This is a genomic window from Nocardia sp. NPDC049526 (assembly GCF_044465765.1).
In the GTDB taxonomy this organism is placed as follows: domain Bacteria; phylum Actinomycetota; class Actinomycetes; order Mycobacteriales; family Mycobacteriaceae; genus Nocardia.
Genome location: NZ_JBITMA010000010.1, coordinates 227,815 through 244,492, shown reverse-complemented (window position 1 = coordinate 244,492; position 16,678 = coordinate 227,815). Strand labels below are relative to the sequence as shown.

General features: G+C 63.6%; 16 protein-coding genes. 8 read left to right on the top strand and 8 right to left on the bottom strand.

What is annotated here, in order from left to right; all coding sequences use genetic code 11:
- Window positions 1–28: 28 nt before the first annotated feature.
- The gene (locus ACIBW7_RS30095; protein ID WP_397052128.1) at window positions 29–688 is read left to right on the top strand and encodes a winged helix-turn-helix transcriptional regulator; all 660 of its coding nucleotides are present in this window, start codon (window positions 29–31) and stop codon (window positions 686–688) included.
- A gap of 65 nt (window positions 689–753) precedes the next feature.
- Here the strand turns inward: ACIBW7_RS30095 and ACIBW7_RS30090 are convergent, their stop codons facing one another.
- Window positions 754–1,839, bottom strand: a complete 1,086-nt coding sequence (locus tag ACIBW7_RS30090) for an aldo/keto reductase (RefSeq protein ID WP_397052126.1) — start codon at window positions 1,837–1,839, stop codon at window positions 754–756.
- A gap of 179 nt (window positions 1,840–2,018) precedes the next feature.
- Between ACIBW7_RS30090 and ACIBW7_RS30085 the strand changes: the two genes are divergently transcribed.
- Together ACIBW7_RS30085 and ACIBW7_RS30080 are read left to right on the top strand one after the other, a co-directional pair.
- Complete coding sequence (locus ACIBW7_RS30085) at window positions 2,019–2,525, top strand: SRPBCC family protein (protein ID WP_397052124.1); 507 nt, start codon at window positions 2,019–2,021, stop codon at window positions 2,523–2,525.
- Window positions 2,525–3,574, top strand: coding sequence for an LLM class flavin-dependent oxidoreductase (locus tag ACIBW7_RS30080; protein WP_397052122.1), 1,050 nt, complete (start codon window positions 2,525–2,527; stop codon window positions 3,572–3,574). The genes ACIBW7_RS30085 and ACIBW7_RS30080 overlap by 1 nt, the downstream gene beginning before the upstream one ends.
- 4 nt (window positions 3,575–3,578) lie before the next feature.
- Here ACIBW7_RS30080 and ACIBW7_RS30075 read toward each other — a convergent pair whose 3' ends face one another.
- Window positions 3,579–4,457: an alpha/beta fold hydrolase gene (locus ACIBW7_RS30075; protein ID WP_397052120.1), complete on the bottom strand. Its 879-nt coding sequence runs from the start codon at window positions 4,455–4,457 to the stop codon at window positions 3,579–3,581.
- Window positions 4,458–4,489: 32 nt separating this feature from the next.
- Complete coding sequence (locus tag ACIBW7_RS30070) at window positions 4,490–5,338, bottom strand: alpha/beta fold hydrolase (protein WP_397052118.1); 849 nt, start codon at window positions 5,336–5,338, stop codon at window positions 4,490–4,492.
- 92 nt (window positions 5,339–5,430) lie between these two features.
- Between ACIBW7_RS30070 and ACIBW7_RS30065 the strand changes: the two genes are divergently transcribed.
- From ACIBW7_RS30065 to ACIBW7_RS30055, 3 genes are all read left to right on the top strand, one after another.
- Window positions 5,431–6,036 carry a TetR/AcrR family transcriptional regulator gene (locus ACIBW7_RS30065; protein ID WP_397052116.1) on the top strand — a complete coding sequence of 202 codons (606 nt, stop codon included), beginning with the start codon at window positions 5,431–5,433 and terminating at the stop codon, window positions 6,034–6,036.
- Between the two features lie 219 nt (window positions 6,037–6,255).
- Window positions 6,256–7,689 carry an ATP-binding protein gene (locus ACIBW7_RS30060; protein ID WP_397052114.1) on the top strand — a complete coding sequence of 478 codons (1,434 nt, stop codon included), beginning with the start codon at window positions 6,256–6,258 and terminating at the stop codon, window positions 7,687–7,689.
- 1,025 nt (window positions 7,690–8,714) lie between these two features.
- Complete coding sequence (locus tag ACIBW7_RS30055; RefSeq protein WP_397052112.1) at window positions 8,715–9,809, top strand: serine/threonine-protein kinase; 1,095 nt, start codon at window positions 8,715–8,717, stop codon at window positions 9,807–9,809.
- Here ACIBW7_RS30055 and ACIBW7_RS30050 read toward each other — a convergent pair.
- From ACIBW7_RS30050 to ACIBW7_RS30030, 5 genes are all read right to left on the bottom strand, one after another.
- Window positions 9,690–10,019 (bottom strand): hypothetical protein, encoded by a 330-nt coding sequence (locus ACIBW7_RS30050; RefSeq protein WP_397052390.1) that lies wholly within the window; start codon window positions 10,017–10,019, stop codon window positions 9,690–9,692. The two genes, ACIBW7_RS30055 and ACIBW7_RS30050, sit on opposite strands and share 120 nt — an antisense overlap.
- 1,093 nt (window positions 10,020–11,112) lie before the next feature.
- Window positions 11,113–11,460, bottom strand: coding sequence for a hypothetical protein (locus ACIBW7_RS30045; protein WP_397052110.1), 348 nt, complete (start codon window positions 11,458–11,460; stop codon window positions 11,113–11,115).
- Entirely contained in the window at window positions 11,432–11,596 is a 165-nt protein-coding gene (locus ACIBW7_RS30040) for a hypothetical protein (protein ID WP_397052108.1), read from the bottom strand. The genes ACIBW7_RS30045 and ACIBW7_RS30040 overlap by 29 nt, the downstream gene beginning before the upstream one ends.
- Before the next feature lie 79 nt (window positions 11,597–11,675).
- Entirely contained in the window at window positions 11,676–11,837 is a 162-nt protein-coding gene (locus tag ACIBW7_RS30035) for a hypothetical protein (protein ID WP_397052106.1), read from the bottom strand.
- A 221-nt stretch (window positions 11,838–12,058) separates the two neighbouring features.
- Complete coding sequence (locus ACIBW7_RS30030; RefSeq protein ID WP_397052104.1) at window positions 12,059–13,039, bottom strand: LacI family DNA-binding transcriptional regulator; 981 nt, start codon at window positions 13,037–13,039, stop codon at window positions 12,059–12,061.
- Window positions 13,040–13,164: 125 nt separating this feature from the next.
- Here ACIBW7_RS30030 and ACIBW7_RS30025 point away from each other — a divergent pair, with 125 nt between their 5' ends.
- Both ACIBW7_RS30025 and ACIBW7_RS30020 read left to right on the top strand, forming a co-directional pair.
- Entirely contained in the window at window positions 13,165–15,645 is a 2,481-nt protein-coding gene (locus tag ACIBW7_RS30025) for a glycoside hydrolase family 2 TIM barrel-domain containing protein (RefSeq protein ID WP_397052102.1), read from the top strand.
- A 65-nt stretch (window positions 15,646–15,710) separates the two neighbouring features.
- Window positions 15,711–16,634, top strand: coding sequence for an alpha/beta hydrolase (locus ACIBW7_RS30020; RefSeq protein ID WP_397052100.1), 924 nt, complete (start codon window positions 15,711–15,713; stop codon window positions 16,632–16,634).
- The last annotated feature ends 44 nt before the right edge of the window (window positions 16,635–16,678 follow it).

The window sequence follows — 16,678 nt, the reverse complement described above, 5'->3', positions numbered from 1 at the left end:
AAAGTGAAGTATTTACTATAATATGGTTATGAATTCTCGAACGTACGGCCAGAACTGCGGTCTCGCCCGTGCGCTCGACATCCTCGGCGATCGATGGACTCTTCTCATCCTGCGTGACCTCGGTATGGGTCCGCGGAGATATAAGGACCTGGCCGAGGGGCTGCCGGGCCTCGGCACCAATCTGCTCGCCAGTCGTCTCAAGGGTCTGGAAGAAGCGGGTTTGATCGAGCGCACGGTACTTCCGCCACCGACCCCGGTCGCGGCATACGCACTCACCGGTATCGGCGAAGAGTTGCGCCCGGCGATCGGGCAACTCGCGGTCTGGGGGTTCAGACACGGTGCACCATTCGACGCCGCGGATACGACGCGTGCGGAATGGTTGGTACAGGGACTGGTGGCCCGCGCCGAACCCGATGCCGTCGATCGGTTCGGGGGAGTCGTGCAGATCAACATCGGCGACGAGTCCGCATGGATCGGCCCGTCGGCGGACGGAGTCCGTTTGCGGCCGGGCCCGGCCCCGACATTGCCCAAAATCTCACTGAATAGCGACATCTCGACGCTCGCCGCTCTGGTGACCAATGAGCTCGATGTAGCCGACGCCGTCGAATCCGGCGCGCTCACGGTGGAGGGCGACGACGGCGAATTGCAGTCCTTCCTCCGCGCCTTCGGCCTGACGAGCACCGGTTAATTCGTCACTCGTGTGGGTGCGGGACTCCTCCCGCACCCACACGAGCGACGCGCGCCCGAGTTCGGTTATGCCACTGGAGTATTCACAATAAAGTCGCCTCCCACACGGCCGCGGACCGCGTCGGCCGAGCGAGCGGCGCCATCGTGCGGCGCCCCCAGGGAAGGGGCACTCGCCGTAGTCAACCTTGTGTACTGCTCATCCTCGAGGGTCACATCGAGTGAAGCCAGGTAGTCGTCGAGCTGCGCACTCGTGCGCGGCCCGATGATCGGCACCACCGCGGTCGCGCGGCGTCGGGCGTGTTCTCGCTGCCATGACATTGCCACCTGGGCCGGGCTCACGCCGATCTCACCGGCTACGGCGAGAACGGCATCGACGACGGCGGATTTCCGAGTTGTGTCCTCCCGCTGGATAACCGCGCCCAGCGTCGTCAGCCGCCCCTCGTCGCTGGTCCGATATTTTCCGGTGAGTAGACCGCCACCGAGCGGTGAGTAGAGTGCGACACCGAGTCCGAATGCCTCTGCCATCGGCATGATCTCGCGGTCGGCGGTCCGCTCGACCAGGCTGTACTCGGTTTGTACTCCCACGATCCGTGCGCCGATTCCGCGCTCGTCTGCCAGTGTCGCGGCATGAGCGGTGCGCCATGCCGGGAAGTTGGAGAAGCCCGCGTGCAGAATTTTTCCCGCTCGTACCAGGTCGTCGACCGTTTCGACGATTTCCTCGACGGGTGTCACGAAGTCCGGCCAGTGCACCCAGTAGAGATCCAGGTAATCCGTGCCGAGGCGGCGTAGCGATTTTTCGAGTGCTTGCACCATCACCTTCCGGCTGTTGCCGGTCTTCGATACGTGTGGTTGCGCCGTGTCGCCCTGGGTGAACTTGCTCGCCAGCACGAAGTGCTCGCGATCAGTGGATATCAGATCGGCCAGGTACGTTTCCGACTGACCGAACTGATAGATATCGGCGGTGTCGATGAACGTTCCGCCGGCTTCTGCGAATGTATCGAACATCGCCCTGGAATCTTCGAACTCGGCACCGGCACCCCAGTTGGTGCCGAAATTCGCTGTACCCAAGGCGAATTCGGAGACTCGCAAACCGGTCCGCCGACCGAAAGTGGTGTAGCGCATGCTCTGGATGACCTCTCTGGCCTGCTGCACGGACGAATCTGTAACCGGCTCGGCTGTCGTCGGTACGGCCCGCCGTCGCTAAATTATGATCATAATACTATTGATGGTGGCCGGCAGCGGCGGAGGATGGGTCGTGAAAGTCGGTGTCGGATACCGCGAGCCACCGGCCTCGCACGGTTGGCACATTTTGCCGAGAAGGAGGTCCCGCGATGGAGTGGACTGGCGCACGCTACGCCGACACACCGACGGTGGAGGTACGCATCTGGATCGACGCCCCGCCGGAGCGGGTTTGGGCGGTGGTGTCCGCGGTGGAGTCGATGCCCGACATGAGCGATGAGCTCCAGTCGGTCGAGTGGATCGACGAACCGACCGGCCCGGTCGTCGGTGCGCGATTCATCGGCCGCAGCAAGCATGATGCGCTGGGGGAGTGGGCGACCACCTCGCACATCATCGAATGCGACCCGCCCCGGGTGTTCGCGTGGGCGGTCGAGGATCCGGAAAATCCTACTGCCGTCTGGCGGTTCCGGCTCGAACCCAGGGACGGCGGAACCGAGCTGTCGCAGTGGATGCAGATGGGCCCCGCGCGTTCGGGCCTATCGCTGGCGATCGACCGGATGCCGGACAAGGAACAGAAGATCGTGTTCGTGCGGATGCGGGAGTTCGAACGCAATATCACCAGCACGCTGGAGCACATCAAGAAGCTGGCGGAAGCGTGATGCGTACTGCGACGACAATCGAGGCATCCGGCGGGGGCCGGTGGTCGGAACAGGTCGACTTCGTGGTGGAGGCGGAAAAACTCGGACTCGACATCTGCTGGGTCGCGGAGGCGTGGGGGTCGGATGGGCCATCGGCCCTGGGGTACTACGCGGCGCGCACGGAGCGGATGCTGCTCGGATCCGGGATCATGCAGATCGGTACCCGCACGCCGGTTGCGGTGGCGCAGACGGCTATCGCCTTGTCCAACCTCTCCGGCGGTCGGTTCTTGCTCGGTCTGGGTGTGTCCGGTCCGCAGGTAATCGAGGGCTTGCACGGAGTGCCGTTCGCCCGGCCCCTCGCCCGGATGCGGGAGACAGTGGAGATTGTGCGCCGGGTACTCGAGGGCGGCAAGATCTCGTACTCCGGCACCGAGTTCCGGATCCCCTTGCCCGGCGGTGAGGCGGTGCCGATGCGCCTCTCGATGCGGGCCGACCATCCGATCCCCATCTATCTCGCCACACTGTCGCCTGCCATGCTCCGGCTGACCGGCGAGATCGCCGATGGCTGGCTTGGCACCAGTTTCGTGCCGGAGGGCGCGGCCGACGCCTACTTCCGCTACCTGGACGAGGGGTTGGCTCGCGGTAGGCGGTACCGGGCCGATCTGGATATCTGCCAAGGTGCGGAGGTGGCGTTCGCACCCGACGAGGATGCGCTGCGCCAGATGGTGGCCGGGCGAAAGAAGGAGTTGGCGTTCAGCCTCGGGGGCATGGGATCGGCGTCGACCAACTTCTACAATCAGGCCTACGGTCGGCAGGGCTGGGCCGAGATCGCCGCCGAGGTGCACGAACGTTGGCAAGCTGGAGACCGTGACGGCGCGGCTGAACGGGTGACCGATGAAATGGTGCTCGGCACCACGCTCATCGGTACCGAATCGATGGTGCGCAGTCGATTACGCGACTGGCGCGATGTCGGTGTCGATACCGTCCGGCTCTATCCGGCCGGGGACACGTTGGACGCCAGACTGTCCACCTTGGCCAGAGCGATCGAGATCGTGCGGGATATTTCCTAGCAGGTTAGTTCGACAGGAACTCGCGCAACGCGATGATGGTCTGCTCGGAGGCTTCCTCCGGGACGAAATGCCCGCAGTCCAAACCGTGTCCACGAACATCATCGGCATACTGCCGCCATACCTCGACCACGTCATAGCGGGTTCCGACGAAGCCGCGCGCACCCCACAGAACCAGCAGCGCACAGGTGATCCGGCGGCCTGCCGCGGCGTCGGCCTCGTCGTGTTCGAGATCGATGGAGGCCGCGGCGCGGTAATCCTCACAGCTCGCCCGGATCGCCTCGGGGTCGCTGAAGCAGCGCACGTACTCCGCCACCGCCTCCTCCTCGAATACCGCACCGGGACCGGACCATTGCTCGAGTTTCCGGCGCAGAAAGTACTCGGGCGCACCGCCGATGAGAACCTCGGGCAGATCGGGTTCCTCGGCGAGGAAGAACCAGTGGTCGTAGACAGTTGCCAAGGCGCGATCCACGTTCGCGAAAACATGGCGGGTCGGGACGATGTCGAGGACTGCGGCTCGTTCGACCCGCTCGGGATGGTCGAGGCAGAGTCGATGGGCGACTCGGGCGCCGCGGTCGTGACCCACGATCGCGAAACGGTGGTGCCCCAAAGCGGTCATCAACCCGACCTGGTCCGCGGCCATCACGCGTTTGCTGTACGACGAATGATCGTTGTCCGAGGCGGGTTTGCCCGAGTCGCCGTAGCCACGCAGATCGGAGACGACGACGGTATGCGACTCGGCCAACGCCGCTGCCACCTCACGCCAGATCACATGGGTTTGGGGGTAGCCGTGCAGCAGTAGTACCGGTGGCCCCTCACCGCCCACACGCGCATGGATTCGAACGCCCCCGACATCGATGTCGTGGGTGATGAATTCGCTGAACATACAGGCGATCTCCTGTTCGGCGTGGGCGGTTCTCAGGATGCCAGGAATTCGAGCGCCTCGCCCACGAACCGGTCGTGATATTGGAAGATGCCGCCATGTCCGGCGTCCGGGTAGATCCGCAGCGTCGCATTCGGGAGACGTTGCGCCAGATCGAATGAGTTGCTGGTCGGCACCATTCGATCGTCGTCACCATTGGCCACCAGGACCGGGTGCTGGATGCGACTCAGGTCGGAGGGCTCCTGAAGGCCCCATGCATGGATGGCTTTGAGCTGAGTGCGAAAGGCGCGCAGTGCGATTGACTTGTCGCGGTCGACGGTGCGTTCCTGCAAACGCTTCACGAACGCCCGAGCCTCCGACTTGCCGTGCGCGGTTCTGGTGAAGAACAGATACTCCTTGGGATCTTTGAAAGTGGCGATCGCCTTGAAGGTGTCACGGTAGGTCAACGAGGTCACGTTGACGATGCCTTCACCTCCCGCCGGACCGGTTCCCGCGAGGATCACCTTCCGAATCAGTCCCGGCTCTTCGCGAGCGATCACCTGCGCGACGAAGCCTCCCATCGACAGCCCCAAAAGGTCTACCTGATCGAAGCCCAATGCGCGTATGAAGGCCACGGCATCTCGTGCCATCGTTTCGATCGAATCCGGTGTCGTGCCTTCGGACGCGCCGACGCCGCGGTTGTCGAAGGTGATCACGCGGTGCTTCGCCGCAATGCCGTCGACCACTCGGGGATCCCAGTTGTCCAGGTTGGCGGCCAGATGATTCAAGAAGATCACCGGTACGCCGGTTTCGAGACCCAGCTCGCGGTAGGCGAACCGTGTTGTGCCGACCTGCACGGATTTCGTCGGCGCATCTTTGTACAAGGTGCCGCTCGCACGCGTCATGACTTCCTCCTGTTGTAAACCGATTGGTGTACTTTCGGTGTTGACGGTACTCAACCATGCTCAGCTTGTAAACAGATCGGTATACTTAGCTCATGACTTCGCTCACCGGTACCCAGGAAACGACGCGTCGGGGAGGGCGTGGCGCGCGTCAACGCATCCTGAACGCGGCTGCGGAGCTGTTCTACAACGAGGGCATCAACGCCACCGGTGTCGAACTGATTTCGGCCAAAGCCTCGGTGTCGAAAAGGACTCTCTACCAACACTTTCCGAGCAAGACCGCGTTGGTGGAGGAGTATTTGCGCATGCTACGACAAGCCGCGGGCAACCTCACGGACCCGCCACCGTCGGACTCCGATTCGAACCCGCGAGCGCGGCTGCTCGCTTTGTTCGACAGTCCGGATGCCGCCGATACGCCGATGCGCGGCTGCCCGTTCCACAACGCGGCTGTCGAAGCGGCCGAGGCCATGCCCGGCGTACAAGACATCGTCCACGCACACAAGCGGAACTACATCGACGGACTCACCGAACTGGCCCGACAAGCCGACGCCGCCGACCCGCAGCTGCTGGGCAGCCAGCTCGCCCTCCTCTACGAGGGCGCAGCGGCATTGTCCACGTCGCTCAATGATCCGGCGCCCTGGGCGCATGCTCGGACAACAGCCGAGGCGCTGATAAACCAAGCGACGCGCGACGTTGCCTGACCTCGGTGTTAGTCGCCTACGACCACCCGTAGCGTGGGACCACCACGTCCCGAGCGCAGGCAGCGGTAGTGGATCACATTCCGTTCGGCCTCGAACTCGATCGGACGCCTGAACCCTCTGATAGCGGCCGAGCGGCGCCATGTTGGAAGGATCGATTAGATCTTACTTAGATCGAATCTATGTAAGATACGTTCTATCTTTCGTTGTGGAGGTGCTTGGGTGGAGTTCAAGGGGCGTGTAGCGGACATCGACCTGTTGGGGCGACAGTTGCAGCAGGTGATAGATGGAACCGGTGCGACGCGCGGGCGGGCCGTGATCATGACCGGTCGGCGACGGGTCGGGAAGTCACGTCTAGTCCAGGAGTTCTGTGATCGCTCCGGTGTTCCGTACGTGGTGTTCCAGGCGACGCGTGGACGCAATCCGGTCACTGAACGCGAGGACTTCGTCGCCGCCTTGGCTCATTCGCCGCTGCGGGGGGCCGAACTCGTCAATGGGATATCGGCGGCCGACTGGAACCAGGCGTTGCGGACCTTGGCCATCGCGTTGCCGGATGACGTTGCGAGCATTGTCGTAATCGACGAGGTGCCTTGGCTGGTGGAGCAGGACTCCGAGTTCGAAGGGGCGTTGCAGACGGTGTGGGATCGGCACCTGTCGGCCAAGCCGGTGCTGTTGGTGTTGGTGGGCAGCGATATCTCGGTGATGGAGGCGTTGCAGTCACATGGTCGCCCCTTCTTCGGGCGGGCTACGAAGATGACCGTGCAGCCTTTGCATTTGGCGGATGTGCAGGCCATGACCGAGCTCTCGGCGGCCGAGGCGGTGGATGCGCTGTTGATCACCGGTGGATTCCCGGAGATCGTCCAGTCCTGGCGACCGGGCATGAGCCGCAAGGACTTTCTGCGCGATGCCACGACGAATCCGCTGTCACCGCTCTTGGTGGCGGGAGAGTTGTCGCTGCTCGGTGAGTTCCCCGAGGCGTCGCGTTCCCGGGCCGTGCTGGAGGCGATCGGCAGCGGTGAACGCACCTACAGCGCCATCGCCGCGGCGGCGGGTGGCACGGGCGCGCTGGCGGGCGGAACCCTGACGCCGTTGCTGAATACCTTGCAGGCCAAGCGGATTGTGGCGGCGGATCTTCCGCTGTCCACGAAGCCGGACAGCAAGAACAAGCGCTACCGTATCTCCGATTCCTATCTGCGGTTCTGGCTGGCTTTCCTCGAGCGCGGTATTCCGCTCATCGAACGGGGCCGGGGAGATTTGGCGTTGGAGCGGATCGAGCGTTCGTGGACGACCTGGCGTGGTCGCGCGGTGGAACCGGTGATCCGGGAATCGCTGCTGCGTTTGCTGCCCAACGACCGATGGCCCGATACCGATGCGGTGGGTGGATGGTGGAACCGGCAAAACAATCCGGAGCTCGATCTGATCGGTGCCGACCGCGAACCTGTGGCGGGTGCAGTGCATTTCGTCGGGTCGATCAAATGGCTCGAGGATCGCCGGTTCGACCGTCATGACTACGACGCCCTCGCCCGTGGCGTGCTCTCTGTTCCCGGCACGCGGTTCGATACTCCGTTGGTGGCGGTTTCGCGGTCCGGCGTAGATGGTGATTTGCCGATCGCCGCCTGTTGGGGACCGGATGATCTGCTGCGCGCGTGGCAGTGATCCATTCGCGAATGAATCTGCGGTATGAGCGGCAGTATCGCGACCACCGTGAACAACGTGGTGCCCGATCAGCGGGCACGTGGGTCGTCGACACTGTCCAGCAAACATCCCGTGTGGCTCACCCGTGCATTCCCGTGTCGGCGGGGTGTGCGAGGGATCGCTCGTGCACGCGTTGGTTGATGGTGTGCGCGTTTGCCAAATGTTCACTGACGCTGATGTTGTTCGGTGTGTCGGAATATCGACACGCCAACGGTGGGCGAATCCGTAGATCGGATCGGCCCCTTGATCGTATGCCTACGTCAAGGCGCCGACCATAGCGGTCGGCCGGGGTCGCCGACCTCGGAGTCGATCGCGGGTAATTTGCCGGTCTCACCAAAATCTCACACTTTCAGCCGGAATCTACGGGGATATTTCAGGTCATGTTGAGCATCTCTGGATCATGAAAGTATCGGTCTACCAGTCTTTTTCAGTGATGTTGAGACACGATCAGAAAACTAGAACCTGTGTCAGGTGGTCGCAGGTTCAAATCCTGTCAGCCCGACAGACAAAACCCCTTCCGACCAGCATCGGAAGGGGTTTTCGCGTTTCTGGAGAAGCTCCGGGATTTGAACGATCTCACAAAAATCTCACGTTTTCGACTGGCAGTCGATCTGACACTGCGTGTTGGCGAATGCCTCCGTCGGCGGTCAAGCGTCTGCGCGGATTCCGTGTAAACGTGCTCGGAAAGCAACTCCGCTAAGCAGCCATGTGCGGCGTTCGCTCGCATCCATACGGTAGTAATGCACGTCGCCCGTGCGTGGGATACATGAGGCTGGGGCGATGGACGCCGAGTCGACGAGGCACCGGCGGCGCCCGAGCCGGTCGACCGTTCGTTCTGACGGGCCACGGTAGTGGTCGTGGCCATGGTGGTGATTGCTCTACCGCAGGTAGGCGGGATTCGGATTGTTTTCGGCGGCAGCTACGAATGTTGTTGTGGAAGGTGTGATTCGGTAGAGCTCAGGGCTTGGGTGTGGTAGTCGTACAGCGTGGATGGCACTGCATTCGGGCGGTACCGGCTCCTCGAGTTACTCGGTGCGGGTGGTATGGGTCAGGTCTATCGGGCCTACGACACCGAGACCGATCGCCTGGTAGCGCTCAAAGTGCTGTCGCAACATCTGGCGCACGACCCGAAATATCGCGAGCGGTTCCGGCGCGAGGCGCACGCCGCGGCGAGGTTGAGCGAACCGCACGTCATCCCGATCCACGACTACGGCGAGATCGACGGGCGCCTGTATTTGGATATGAGGTTGGTCGAGGGTCACGATATCGCTGCCTTGCTCGCTGCCGGGCCGATATCGAACGACACTGCGGTGGCATACATCCGGCAGATCGGTTCAGCCCTGGATGCGGCGCATCGGGCTGGGCTCGTGCACCGGGATGTGAAGCCTTCGAACATCCTGATCACCGCGGGTGATTTCGCGTATCTCATCGATTTCGGTATTGCCGTCCTCAGCGGCGAATCCAGCTTGACCACCACGGGTGCGGCGATCGGCAGTTTCGCCTACACGGCACCGGAACGACTCCAGCACGGCACCTGTGATGCCCGTTCGGATGTGTACTCCCTGGCTTGTGTTCTGTACCAATGCTTGACGGGCTCCCAGCCGTTCCGCGGTGAGAGTGTCGAGCAGCAGATCACTGCACATCTGCATGCGCCGCCGCCACGACCGTCCGCATCGGCAACGGTTCCTTCGGCATTCGATGCGGTCATCGCGCGCGGGATGGCGAAGTATCCAGGCGACCGTTATCGCACAGCGGGGGACCTGGCCGCGGCGGCACGAGCCGCGCTCGACGCGGCACCCGCATCCACAGCCACTCTGGACCCATCCAGGCTTGCCACCACCCGGGTCAATCCGAGCGCACAACCACGAACCCGCAATCGGCCCGGGTTGACGTGGATCGTCGTTCTCGCGGTCGTAGCGGCCCTTGCGTGGTGGGTGATCAGTGCTCGTATACATCGGGATTCACCACCTGCACAACCGATTTCGGTCACCTGCGTGACGACGAGTCCGACATCGGCGAACAACCCGGGAGGCCCGACAGCACCCCCGTTGGGCTCGCCCTCCGATTCCTGTCCGCGATGATGATCGCGGACTTCTGATCGACACTCGAGCTCGCCGATCCGCCCGGCGGCAGATGAGAATGTTGGCGTCGACGGTCGGCGTTTTGCGTTGCAGCGGTTGGAGTTCGGCCCGGAGCTCATCGAGCATTCTCTGCGTGAAGCTGGTGCCGACGTTGCCGATGTAGGCGAGTTTGCCGCTCGAGTCGTGGACGGCCATAAGAAGAGAGCTGATGTGGTCGGCCCTGCGGCCGGTTCCCGGTGCCGGTAATCCGAGATGTCAGAACATGTCGAATAGGTTGTCCAGCACGGAGATTAGATTTGCAGCCGAAGGCTTTCAGCTGGGCGGACTAACTCTGCTCACGAACCGTGGCCACGACCAGCTCCCGCACCCGGGCGCGGTCGGCGGCCAGCAGCAGCGCTGCCGGACGGGGCAATCACCAACTCGACCTACCCGATCTCGGACCTAGGAGTACCACCGGACGGTCTGAAGCCAGCCCGGTACGCCATCTTTCTCGGGTCCACCGCGAGCATGGAGCTCTGTCTCACCAAGAATGACGTCCTTCAGCCCGGCTCGGAGCAGTCCGCTGTTCTGGTATCGAGCGTCGGGCGCAGAATCTGCCCGCGCTTTCCTGCGCCGAACTCTGAGACTGACGATGTTCGCAGACTCATTTCCGCACAGAACATTTGTTCAGGCGGATGGCAAGCCGGCCGAATTCATGTGCCAGGTATCCCTACTGGAGCTGACTCCCGAACGCGCTCGGGAGCTTCGGCACATCCACCGATTCCACCACCCGGACGAGTGCATCGTGCATCTGAAGGCAGCGTATCTGCTGCTTTGCAAGGATGGCCGCTGAGTGATGGTGTCATTCGTCTGGTTCCTGTGGCCGGGTTCGGTGATCTTCACGGCGGTGCTGAGCTACCGCATTGGGGCCTACCGGACATACGTGGGCACGTCGAATTCTTCGCCACCGAAGCGACGGGGAGGAAAACGCGATAGAACCCGGCGGCGCGAAACTGCTCACGCATTGCGGGCGCGTACGTGCCATGTTCGTCGGTCGTCGCCTGCACGGCCGGCAGTTGCTGTCGCAATTCGCGAGCACGGTGGACCAATTCCTCGGGACGGAGGTCTAGTTCCTGCGGTGCGATCGTCACATCGGTGCTGGTAATTATCTGATTTAGTCCTCTATTTCTCACGTTGCAAAATTCGTACGGCGTCCTACTGCGTATTCGAACCGGTGGTCGGACAAGAAAAACCGAGGACGCTGTCTGCTATTCGGAAAACAGCTGGATGTGCTGGCGGCCATGCTCGCATGAATTACTCACTCTCAGCGGATGTATCGAGGAGCCTGGCTCAGGTCAGCGGCGTGCCGACGGGCGAGGGCTTGGCACGCCGCGACCGGAATGCGCACGATCTCGACCACACCCACCAGCGCGCGAATCATCGTCGCGATGCGAGCCCCGTAGACGCTGATCGCGATCGCCATCCCGCCTTGGGCCGCGTATGCCGATCCGCCGCCGGTGAACGGAGCCGCTATCCAGCCGAAAGCTTGATCCAGCGCCACCAGCGCCACGAGTTCGCGTTTGATCGCGCTCTTGGTCTGCTCAACCGAATTCGGGTACGAGTCACAGGAAGTCGCGAGTTCCTCACACCCCCGCCAGCGACTCGAACTCACCTTTGACGATGTCGGCCTGCTCGAGCGCCTGCTCTGTCTCCGGACTCTGCTGTGCCTCGATCAGCTCCCGGGCCGTCGGCAGCGGCGCCGCAGATACCCGCAGACCATTGGCCATCGTCCGCCACGTCGCAGCCATCTTACGCAGCACATCGGGGTTGATCGTTCGGCCACTTACACCTCGCCCTGAACCCAGTCTCTAACCAAGGACCAGCCTGTCAGCTCCGCGTCATGCCGCCATACGCGGCCGGAGGCTCGGGCGGGTTGTAGACCTCGAGGGTTCCCGGCGGAAATACCAGGTCATTCGGGTTCGGTTCCGGCGCCGACTGCGAATTCTCGTTGGCGTGGTTGGCGGCGATGAACTGCAGCAGGTCATGCATCTGCCCGACCGCCGACGCGAGGTTACCGAGCGCGTCGACGGAGAGGATTCCGCGTCATGGCCGCTACCGAGGCGCAGTAGGGAGGCTGCTCGCACTGCCTCTGTGCCGCTACTGGATAACGGATCCGGTGGCCGGTCCGGCATCGTCGAGCAGAGCAGCGGTGGTAACGCAGGCATAGGCCTAGCGATGGGGATGGATGCGCATCCCGACTACGTCGGCACTCAGGTGGATGCACGCTGAACGAGCCGCGGGATGATCGGGACGAAGGTCGGCTGGCAGTCGTCGCCGGACAAGCCGGCGACGACTGCCTCGGCGCGTTGCTTGCCGACTTGGTGCAGGTCGAAGTGGACCGTGGTGAGCGGTGGGGTCGCCAGCCGTGCGGTGGGGATGTCATCGGCTCCGATCACCGCGAGGTCGTCGGGGGCGATGAGGCCGTGTTCGCGCATGCCCGCGAGGACGGCGATCGCGGTTTCGTCGTTGAAGGCGCATATCCCTGTCACGGCATTGCCGGTCCATTGCGTCACGGCCCGCGCCGCGTCGGCGATCTCCAGGCTCGTGCTGACGACCACGGGGGCGTCGAGGCCGGCTGCGGCGCAGGCGTCGGTGACGCTGCGCAGGCGTCCTTCGGCCATCTTTCGAAACCCGGGATGTGCCGGCAGCGCGTAGCCGATGCGCCGATGTCCTCGGCTGATCAGATGATTGGCTTGAAAGCGGCCGATTTCCGCGGTCGCCGGGGGAGTTCCCGGATTGTCGGCGGGGATGACGACATCGGCGCCGGCCCGGTGCAGGGTTTTGACGGTCTCGCGGTCGAACGGATCGAATCCGATTACTGCTGAGGCGTCGATGCTCGCGCACACATCGGGCAGGGGCCGCCCGTGTCCCGCCGCGACGTGGATGACCAGCGTGAGGCCGTGCGCCGCGAGTGCCGTGGCCAGTTCCTCGACGAAGCGACTGATACCGGGACCGATGGGCAGGTCGGGGATCGCAAGCAGGACAACGTCGCTGCGGCCGGCGGCGAGAGTACGTGCTGAGGCATGGGGGTGGTAGTCCAGGCGTTGCGCGGCGTCGATAACGCGGCGACGGGTCTCCGCGGGGATCAACTGGCCGGGTGTGTTGTTGAGGACGAAGCTCACTGTGGTGCGGGAGACGCCGGCGGCGCGGGCGACGTCTTGGCTGGTGCTGCGTTTAACGGGTCGCGCCATGGCTCTCTCGTCGCAGGGGGCGGTTTCGTTGACGTTGTTTCGATCTAAAGCCTAGAACCACGCGGTCCGTACTGATGCTAGGCTCACTAACACGCTTCAGTAACGCGCGTTAGTCCGGAGATTCCATGATCCGCATCTCTTTCAACGACAACTGGCAGAGCCGACCCAAGGTCAATCCGTTCGCCGAACTCGGCGGCGAGGTGGCGCCCTATCACCCGGTCACGCTGCCGCACGATGCGATGATCACCCAAACGCGAGTTGCCCCGAGCGGTGCGGTCACCAGGGAGGGCGGCGCCAGCGCATTCTTTCCCGGTGGTGTCTTCGAGTACCGCAAGGATTTCTTCGTCCCGCAAGAACATCGGGGCAAGCGAATCATTCTCGAATTCGAGGGTGTCTACCGCGACGCGACCGTGCATATCAACGGGGACTATGCCGGGCAGCGACCCTATGGGTACTCGCAGTTCCACATCGACGCCGACCGGTTTCTGCGATTCGGTCAGGACAACGAGATCCGCGTCGAGGCACGCGCCTATCAGGATTCGCGCTGGTACACCGGCGCGGGCATCTACCGCGACACATGGATGCTGATCGGTGAACTGGTCCGAATCGCGCCGGACGGCATCAAGGTTACGACCCCTGATATCGACGCGGACCTCGCAGTGGTCGAGGTCGCGACCAGAGTCGAGAACGACTCGATCGCGATCCGCACAATCGACGTCCGCACCGAACTCCGCGACGCCATGGGAAATCTCGTCGCCACCGACGCCTCGAAGCTCACGGTGCTGCCCGGCGAGCCCGCGACGTGTCGTCAGCGCCTCTATGTGCACGGTCCATCGCTGTGGAGTCCGGACGAACCTGCGCTGTACACCGGTGGCGTCGCCTTGGCCGATGTGGACGGCGAAATCGACACCGAGACAGTCACTTTCGGCATCCGCTCAGTGCGGCTCGACCCGCGACGCGGCTTACGCATCAACGGCGAGACCGTCAAGCTGCGTGGCGCGTGCATCCACCACGACAACGGGCCACTGGGCGCGGCGACCTTCGCCCGCGCCGAAGAACGCCGCGTCCAACTGCTCCGGGATGCCGGATTCAACGCGATCCGCATGTCGCACAACCCGATGAGCAAACCGATGCTGGATGCCTGTGACCGCCTCGGCGTGCTGGTGGTGGACGAGGCGTTCGATATGTGGACTTCAGCCAAGAGCGACTTCGACTACAGCCTGAGCTTTCCGCAATGGTGGGAACGCGATATCGAGGCGATGGTCGCCAAGGATTTCAATCACCCCAGCGTCATTCTGTACTCGATCGGCAACGAGATCCCCGAAGCCGGATCGGCGGTCGGCGCTGCGTGGGGCCGCAAGCTGGCCGAGAAGGTTCGTGCGCTGGATGGCACCCGTTACGTAACCAACGCCGTCAACGGCATGCTGGCCGTTCTGTCGGACCTGGCTGCCCTGCGTCAGCAGGGACGGAGTCGACAAGGGCAGGGTCAACAGGCGCCGACGACTGCCGACGAGAACAAGGGCATCAACACCCTGATGACCGATGCCGGGGCTGCGATGGACGCGATCGGCTCGTCCGAGCTGGTGACTCGGCGCACGGCCGAATCCTTCGCTCTGCTCGATGTCGCCGGTATGAACTACGCCGAATCCCGGTACGGCCTCGACCGGGAGCTGTTCCCGAACCGGATCATCCTGGGTACCGAGACCTTTCCCACGCGCATCGACCGCAACTGGCAGCTCGTCGAGCAGTACAGCCACGTCATCGGCGACTTCACCTGGACCGGCTGGGACTATCTCGGTGAAGTCGGCCTCGGCCGACCCCGATACGTGACTCCAGACAATGCGCAGCCCAGCCACGCGGCACCGTATCCATACCTGCTCGCCGGCTGCGGTGACATAGATATCACCGGTCACCGCCGACCGGCCTCGTACTATCGCGAAATCGTCTTCGGTCTGCGCGCACAGCCCTACCTGGCGGTACGCAAGCCGGAACATCACGGGCAGACGTTCGCCGGCGGGCCATGGGCATGGAGTGATGCGATCGCCGGCTGGACTTGGCCGGGTTTCGAAGGTTCCCCGATCACCGTTGAGGTCTACAGCGCGGCCGAGGAAGTCGAACTGCTGGTGAACGGCCGATCCCTCGGGCGGCGGCCGGTGGGTGCGCAGCACCGCTTTCGCACCGAATTCGAAACCAGTTACGAACCGGGGGAACTGCTCGCGATCGCCTACCGGGACGGTGCCGAATCCGGCCGTGACGTCCTGCGATCCGCGACCGGCCCAGTACGGCTGCGCGTCGAGGCCGATCGCCCGGTCCTCACCACGGATGGCGGCGATCTCGCCTATGTCACCCTCTCCCTGGTCGACGAGCACGGAACCATGCACACCCACGCGGATCGTCCTGTGCGGGTAGCGATCTCGGGAGACGGTGTACTACTCGGTTTCGGTAGTGCGGCCCCCTCGACCGAGGAACGATTCGACGCGATCGAGCGGCGCACATACGAGGGCCGCGCTCTCGCCGTGCTGCGGCCGACCGGCCCCGGCGAGATCAGTCTGCTCGCCTCGGCCCCCGGGTGCGACCCAGTCGAGATCCTGATCGCCGTCGAATAAGACGACCACGGCGTCGAGCACGACGAGACGCGGATATCGAGGACATTCAGAATGGTTGATCAGTTATGAGCGAGACCGCAACGGGCGAAGGATTTCACCCCGACCGGCGCCGCAGAGCGCGGTTCCTGCCGCGGCAATTGGTGTCGCCGGCCACGCTGCCGCTGCTTCGTCGGCTGCAGGCGCTGTGGAGCTGGCGGCGTCCGCGCGATGTGGAGGTGGCGCAGCTCGGTGACGGGGTACGCGTTCGACTACATCGTCCTTCGGCCACGATGACTCCTTCGCCCGCGCTGTTGTGGATTCACGGTGGCGGATACGTGATGGGCCGAGCACAGCAGGACGCCGCGCTCTGTCGCCGGTTCGCGGCCGCACTCGGAATCGTGGTGGCGGCCGTAGATTATCGGCTCGCTCCCGAGCACCCGTTCCCAGAACCGCTGGAAGACTGTTACCGTGCGCTCGGCTGGCTCGCCGATCATCCCGCGGTGGACTCGACGAGGGTGGCGATCGGCGGTAGCAGTGCCGGTGGCGGGTTGGCCGCGGCACTCGCGCTGTTGGTTCGTGATCGTGGTCCGGTCGCCCCGGTACTGCAATTGCTCATCTATCCGATGCTCGATGATCGTGCGGTGGCCGACCCCGATGTCGTCGACAATTACCGGATATGGAATGCGAAGAGCAACCGGTGGGGGTGGAAGTCCTATCTCGGTGGAGCGGATCCCGATCGTGCCGTTCCCGCGCGGCAGGACAATCTGGCCGGGGTCGCGCGCGCGTGGATCGGTGTCGGAACCTTCGACCTGTTCCATGACGAAAACCTCACCTACGCAGAGCGGTTGCGTGCGGCCGGGGTGCCGTGCAATGTCGAGGTCGTCCCCGGTGCCTTCCACGGCTTCGATATGGCCGAGCCGACCGCGCCGGTATCCGCCAGCTTTTTCGCGAGCCAATGCGCCAGCATGCGAACGGCATTCGCCATGGAAACCGGTCGAGACGCTCGGTAGCCTAGTCGGGAATTCGCGCACAATGCGCGAAAGGCCATTCGGCA